Annotated in this window: 6 protein-coding genes and 1 pseudogene; 5 read left to right on the top strand and 2 right to left on the bottom strand. The window is 56.9% G+C overall.

Features of this window, described 5'->3' with window-relative positions:
• Together K7H09_RS17405 and K7H09_RS17400 are read left to right on the top strand one after the other, a co-directional pair.
• The coding region (locus K7H09_RS17405) for a DUF4258 domain-containing protein (RefSeq protein WP_230805334.1) at positions 1-883 on the top strand (883 nt) is incomplete at its 5' end.
• 2 nt (positions 884-885) lie between these two features.
• The gene (locus tag K7H09_RS17400) at positions 886-1155 is read left to right on the top strand and encodes a hypothetical protein (protein ID WP_230805332.1); all 270 of its coding nucleotides are present in this window, start codon (positions 886-888) and stop codon (positions 1153-1155) included.
• Between the two features lie 99 nt (positions 1156-1254).
• Here the strand turns inward: K7H09_RS17400 and K7H09_RS17395 are convergent.
• Both K7H09_RS17395 and serA read right to left on the bottom strand, forming a co-directional pair.
• Positions 1255-1495, bottom strand: a pseudogene (locus tag K7H09_RS17395) (transposase); the annotation flags it as partial.
• 242 nt (positions 1496-1737) lie between these two features.
• On the bottom strand, positions 1738-2982 hold the full coding sequence (gene serA / locus K7H09_RS17390; protein ID WP_039857612.1) for a phosphoglycerate dehydrogenase: 1245 nt from the start codon (positions 2980-2982) through the stop codon (positions 1738-1740).
• Between the two features lie 237 nt (positions 2983-3219).
• Here serA and K7H09_RS17385 point away from each other — a divergent pair, with 237 nt between their 5' ends.
• From K7H09_RS17385 to dxs, 3 genes are read left to right on the top strand one after another with little or no spacing between them, the layout of a single operon-like run.
• Positions 3220-3510, top strand: a complete 291-nt coding sequence (locus K7H09_RS17385) for an exodeoxyribonuclease VII small subunit (RefSeq protein WP_022521324.1) — start codon at positions 3220-3222, stop codon at positions 3508-3510.
• Positions 3504-4397 carry a (2E,6E)-farnesyl diphosphate synthase gene (ispA, locus tag K7H09_RS17380; protein ID WP_009286173.1) on the top strand — a complete coding sequence of 298 codons (894 nt, stop codon included), beginning with the start codon at positions 3504-3506 and terminating at the stop codon, positions 4395-4397. The genes K7H09_RS17385 and ispA overlap by 7 nt, the downstream gene beginning before the upstream one ends.
• 2 nt (positions 4398-4399) lie before the next feature.
• Positions 4400-6325, top strand: a complete 1926-nt coding sequence (gene dxs / locus K7H09_RS17375) for a 1-deoxy-D-xylulose-5-phosphate synthase (RefSeq protein WP_230805323.1) — start codon at positions 4400-4402, stop codon at positions 6323-6325.
• Positions 6326-6332: the final 7 nt, after the last annotated feature.

The following is a 6332-nucleotide window of genomic DNA, read 5'->3' as shown; positions in this document are numbered from 1 at the left end:
AGAGGCACAAGCCAACCTGGAACGCGTAGGCGAACTACGCGAGGCCCTGAACGGCAACCCCACCGGCAAAACCGCCGCTGAAAGCGAAGCGCTCTATGCGCAGGCTCAGCAATTAGTCAGCGAGACCCAAGCTCAGCAAGAGGCCTTTATGGAGGCTCATCGAGCAGGCATCTTCAGAGACAATGAGATGGTGGAAAGTAGCAACTGGGTTGATGAGGCCGCCAATCGCGCACGCGATATGGAACAACATGCTGAACGGCAGTTATCACGTTCCAATGTTAGGGGAACATGGGTTGATGTTGCTATTGGTTTCAACCCCGTTATAGGGGGGATGCAGTTGCTTGAGGAAGTGGGAGATGGCGTCAGATCAGGCCAATACGGCCAGGCTATGTTGCCTGTGTTAATTGACAGCAACCCCATTGGGCGCTCTCTCGGTTCCATGGTTAAAAAGGTGTTTGGCGGTTTCAAAAAGCCCAAGAGGGTTGACAGAGATTCGTCTAGTAGTTCGGCTAACCAGCGAGACTCTGGTCAGGACAATGAAGGGCTGCGGGTGGAGGAAAATTCCGGTAGTGTGGATGGAGCTAGTCCTCGGACACCTGTGGGCAGGTCAGGGCAGCGGAACAGGTTTCCTAACCCTGATAACCCTAGACCACGGAATGCCCCAGAAGTAATCAATGGAAGGGAGTTTAGTGGCCATGCGATTGATAGGATGCAAGAGCGTGGATTCACACCCTCGGTTGTCGAAAATGCAATAGAGAACGGTGTTCGAAGCGCGGGGAACAAGCCGGGGTCTTTGCTGTTTACTGATGCTGCTAATAGTCTTAAAGTTGTTGTTAACTCTCAGACTGGCCGAGTTATTACTGTGATCCCAGGAAGTAAATGACTATGAAAGATAATGCAGAACTGTCTCTGTACAATAAGGTTAGGAAAGCTGTTCACGAACAATGGGATCCCATTGGTGTTGCAGATTATGTGGATGAAATGGGTGAGTATGATGAATATATTCCTTATCTGTGCAAGTTGTTAGAAAAACACCCCAGCCGTGATGAAATATTTGAATGCTTGTGGAAGATCGAAACTGAATCAATCGGAATGAGTGGAGATAGAAAGCCTACAGAAGAGTTTGCAGGCTGGCTTTATAATTTGGTGAATTAGGCTGTTCTTCTTTAGGGCATATTTTTTAACTAAGTCACAGATCGATACGATTATTGACCAGCTAAGGTAACACGGCGGCCTCAAGCTCCAAGTGCAACACTATTGAAGAGTACTCGGGCCGGCGACGGATTTCTTAAGTGTCTCGGCATAGACTTCCAACGGCGTTCGCCAGTCCAGTGTCTTGCGTGGCCGAGTATTGAGGCGATCTCGTCGAGTTCTCCCTGGCTGTAGACCGACAGATCCGTGCCCTTCGGTAGGTACTGTCTCAATAGCCCGCTGGTGTTGAGGAGGCGGCCACCCGCTTGGAACCCCGCTGCCATGGGCTATGCGAGTCGACAAAACAGAGCCCGGGCAATTGGATCGCCTCACCCTGCGCAACCCGCAAACCACCAGCCAATAGAGCTATTAATATGGCGCACTGGGGCGAATAAGCTTCTGCTCACAGCAAAGTGATCCGGCCTCCTCCAAAGCACTCGTCTACAACTACGCCACCGGACGCTTGATTGGCAGCCTGCACGGCGACCACATCCACCTCTATTCGGTGAACGCGGCCGGTAACAGATTAGCTTATGAAGCCATGCGTTAGCTATTTTGCGCCGAGTAGAGCGCACGAATTTTCAGCGTGTGATCCACTTGCTTCAATGCTTCCAGCGCCTGGGGGCCGTAGGCTTTATCTACATCAATGACCACATAACCGACTTTTTCATTGGTCTGCAGGTATTGACCGGAGATGTTGATGTCATTTTCAGACAGCACGCGGTTAATCTGCGACAGCACGCCCGGTACGTTATCGTGAATATGCAGCAAACGGTGCTTGTCCGGGTGAGCGGGCAGCGCCACCTCGGGGAAGTTGACCGAGGTCACGGTGGTGCCGTTATCAGAGTAAGTAATCAGCTTTTCTGACACTTCAATACCGATATTCTCCTGAGCTTCCAGGGTAGAGCCACCGATATGCGGGGTCAGAATCACATTCTCCAAGCCACGCAGCGGGCTCTCAAACTCTTCTTCGTTGCCTTTCGGCTCTACCGGGAAGACGTCAATCGCCGCGCCGTTGAGATTGCCCGCTTTAAGCGCTTCGGCAAGCGGTTCGATTTCAACGACGCTACCGCGGGAGGCATTAATAAAGATCGCACCGGGCTTCATGGCAGCGATCTCTTTTGCGCCGATCATCCAGCGGGTAGAGGCAAGGTCAGGCACGTGCAGGCTAATGACATCGGAACGACCCAGCAGCTCTTCAAGGCTTGCTACCTGGTTTGCATTACCCATACCCAGCTTGGCGATGACATCATAGTAAATGACGTTAAAGCCCAGCGATTCGGCCAGCACCGAAAGTTGCGCACCGATGCTGCCGTAGCCAACGATACCCAGCGTTTTACCGCGCGCTTCGTGGGAGTTCTTCGCTGACTTCAGCCAGCCACCCTGGTGAGCGCGGGCGTTTTTCTCTGGGATACCGCGCAGTAGCATAATCGCTTCTGCCAGCACCAGCTCGGCCACCGAACGGGTATTGGAGTACGGCGCGTTAAATACCGCGATACCGCGGGTGAGGGCAGCGGTTAAATCGACCTGATTGGTGCCGATACAGAAACAGCCAACGCCGACTAGCTTCTCTGCCGCCTCGAACACGCGCTCCGTTAACTGGGTGCGGGAACGAATACCAATGAAGTGAACATCGCGGATCTTTTCGATCAGCGCATCCTCATCAAGGGACGTCGGCAGGTGCTCAATATTGGCGTACCCTGACGTGTGAAAATTGTCCACCGCACTTTGGTGGACGCCCTCGAGTAGCAGGATCTTGATCTTGCTCTTGTCCAGGGACGTTTTGGCCATGGCTGAATCAACCTCTATGGTCGGCGGCATGCGCCGTGTATCGGTTCACGGGAGGCGCATATCGTAGCACAACCCGCATCGTTCAGGCCGGGTGTGAATGATGAAAAGTCTGCGTGGTGACAATGAATGGATCGCAAGTCGCGCAACAAGCTGTATTGAAGAGGGCAGACGCCGCCCCCCAGCCTCGGTGTATACTGTGGGCTTATTTTAAAAATACCGGTTTACAGGCACCCCCCAATGAGTGACACGACATCACCCCCACAGGACTTTGCCGCGACGGTTGAGCAACTCGAAACCATCGTTGAACGTCTCGAGTCAGGCGAGCTCTCATTGGAAGATGCACTGACCGCGTTCGAACAGGGCGTGCGGCTGACCCGCGATGCCCAGCAGCGCCTGGATAGCGCCGAACTCAAGGTGCGGGCGCTGAGTGAAGATAGCGAAGGACGTTTAAACGTAACGCCCTTTACTGGCCCCGACGACCCTAAGGATGCGGCCGAGGATGAGAGCAAGGAGACGCCCCCATGGTAGCCATGCAGCCTAGCCAGCTTGCCACCCTGCGTCAGACCAGCAATGCCCGCGTAGATGCCACCCTAGCGGCGCTGTTTGATAACCGCCCAGCGGTAGCGCCACGCCTCGAGGCGGCAATGCGCCATGGCCTGCTGGCCGGCGGCAAACGCCTGCGACCGCTACTGGTGTATATGGCTGGTCAGGCACTCGGTGCTAAAGACGATGCTCTGGATGCCCCCGCCGCGGCCATTGAGCTAATCCACGCTTACTCGTTGATCCATGATGATCTTCCAGCCATGGATGACGACGACCTGCGTCGTGGTCAGCCCACTGTGCATAAAGCCTTTGATGAAGCGAGTGCGATTCTGGCCGGAGACGCCCTGCAGGCGCTGGCCTTCGAAGTGTTGGCCAGCAATGCGCACCCCCGGCTGAGCCATTTGGTGCACACCCTGGCCTCCGCCTCTGGCCGTGATGGCATGGTGGCGGGGCAGGCGCTGGATTTAGACGCCGTCGGCGATCACCCAGATGTCGATGCCCTGGCCCATATGCACGCCCATAAAACCGGCGCACTGATCGTCGCTGCAGTGCGTTTGGGCGGCCTAGTAGCCGTCGACGACGATGACCCGCGCTTAGACGCGCTTACTCGCTACGCCCGCGCCATTGGTCTAGCCTTTCAGATTCACGACGACATCCTAGATGTGACCGGCGATACCGTTACCCTAGGCAAAACGTCAGGCGCCGATGCCGCACGCGCCAAGCCCACCTACCCCAGCCTGCTGGGGTTAGCGGGTGCTCAACGCAAAGCGCACAGCCTGATTGACGAGGCCATTGCCGCACTCGCCCCATTAGGCGAGCGTGCTGCACCGCTGGCCGACTTAGCCCACTACATGATCGAGCGCGACCACTAAAGATGCCCATGAAGCTGTTCGACGAAATCCCCCGCGAGCGCCCAACGACGCCGCTGCTCGACTCCTTTGACCACCCCGCCGCGCTGCGGGCCATGAATGCCTCCCAGCTCGCCCAACTGGCCGACGAGCTACGCGCCTACCTGCTCTATAGCGTGGGTGTTTCCGGCGGTCACTTTGGCGCTGGGCTCGGCGTGGTCGAGCTGAGCGTTGCCCTGCACCATGTCTACCAAACGCCCCACGACCGACTAGTGTGGGACGTGGGCCATCAGGCCTACCCGCACAAGATTCTCACCGGCCGCCGCGAGGCCATGCTAAGTATTCGCCAGCACGGCGGTCTGGCAGCATTTCCACGCCGCGCCGAGTCCGAGTACGACACCTTTGGCGTCGGCCACTCCAGCACGTCGATTTCGGCGGCATTGGGTATGGCACTGGCAGCGAAGGCACAGGGCGATAAGCGTCACGTGTGCGCGATTATTGGCGACGGCGCATTGACCGCCGGCATGGCCTTTGAAGCCCTCGCCCACGCTGGCCACGTGAATGCCAATCTATTGGTAGTGCTCAACGACAACGAGATGTCGATTTCCGAGAACGTCGGCGGCATGGCGACCTACCTAGCCCGGGTGCTCTCCAGCAAGCCCTACCTGAAAATACGCGAAGAGAGTAAAAAAGTGCTTTCGCACCTGCCCGGCGCCCTGGAACTTGCCCGGCGCACTGAAGGGCACATGAAAGGCATGGTCAGCCCCGCCACGCTGTTTGAAGAGATGGGTTTTAACTACGTAGGCCTCATTGATGGCCATGACCTAGACGCGTTAACCCATACGATCGAAAACCTGCGCGACCTCGACGGCCCGCAGTTTCTGCATATCAAAACGGTGAAAGGCAAAGGCTTTCTGCCCGCCGAAGCGGATCAGATTGGCTACCACGCTATTACTAAGCTGGAAAAGCCCGAAACGTTAGCCAACGCGACGACAGTCAAGAAACCGGTGGTTACCCCGCCACCCGCTAAGAAAAAATACTGCAATGTGTTCGGCGACTGGCTGTGCGATATGGCGGCAAGCGACAAGCGCCTGATGGGCATTACCCCCGCCATGCGCGAAGGCTCCGACCTGATTCGCTTCTCCAAAGAGTACCCTCAGCGCTATTTCGATGTGGCGATTGCTGAGCAGCATGCGGTAACGCTCGCGGCGGGTATGGCCTGCGAAGGCATGAAACCCGTGGTGGCGATTTACTCCACCTTTCTGCAGCGCGGTTACGACCAGTTGATTCATGACGTTGCCGTACAGAACCTGGATGTCACCTTTGCCATTGACCGCGCGGGCCTGGTAGGCGAAGACGGCCCTACGCACCACGGCAGCATGGATCTCTCCTTTCTGCGTTGTGTGCCCGGCATGGTGGTTCTGGCCCCGGCGGATGAAGCCGAGTGCCGCGCTATGCTGAGTGCCGCCTATCACCACCCTGGCCCTGCTGCGGTGCGCTACCCCCGTGGCACCGGCCCAGGTGCGGAAATTCCCGCGCATCTTGAGCCACTCGCCATTGGCAAAGCGGAAGTGCGCCGCCATGCCGCCAATGACGGTGTGCGTATTGCGCTGCTCGCCTTTGGCAGCCTCAACAGCGCCGCAGCGGAAGTCGCCGAACGACTCAATGCAACCCACATCAATATGCGCTCCATCAAACCGCTGGATCGCGATGCAGTGCTGCACGCTGCCGACGAGCACGAACTATTGGTGACACTGGAAGAAAATGTGGTTGCCGGTGGCGCAGGTAGCGCCGTGAATGAGCTGCTCCACGCCGAAGGCGTTCAGGTGGAAGTGCTCAATCTCGGCCTGCCGGACGCCTTTGTAGAGCACGGCACTCCCGCGCAGTTGCTTGCCGACTGTCAGTTGGATATCGAAGGCATTGAGCAGGCTATTCGCGCTCGACTGCCATAAGCCATTA

The organism is Halomonas sp. IOP_14 (assembly GCF_021021315.1).
Taxonomy (GTDB): Bacteria; Pseudomonadota; Gammaproteobacteria; order Pseudomonadales; family Halomonadaceae; genus Vreelandella; species Vreelandella titanicae.
The sequence above is the reverse complement of the archived record's forward strand: the minus strand, read 5'-3'. Positions and strand labels throughout refer to the sequence as shown.

Excerpts from the sequence above, each read along its gene's own strand:
- K7H09_RS17400 (WP_230805332.1), top strand. The coding sequence starts at position 886 with ATGAAAGATAATGCAGAACTGTCTCTGTACAATAAGGTTAGGAAAGCT.
- serA (WP_039857612.1), bottom strand. The coding sequence starts at position 2,982 with ATGGCCAAAACGTCCCTGGACAAGAGCAAGATCAAGATCCTGCTACTC.
- K7H09_RS17385 (WP_022521324.1), top strand. The coding sequence starts at position 3,220 with ATGAGTGACACGACATCACCCCCACAGGACTTTGCCGCGACGGTTGAG.
- ispA (WP_009286173.1), top strand. The coding sequence starts at position 3,504 with ATGGTAGCCATGCAGCCTAGCCAGCTTGCCACCCTGCGTCAGACCAGC.
- dxs (WP_230805323.1), top strand. The coding sequence starts at position 4,400 with ATGCCCATGAAGCTGTTCGACGAAATCCCCCGCGAGCGCCCAACGACG.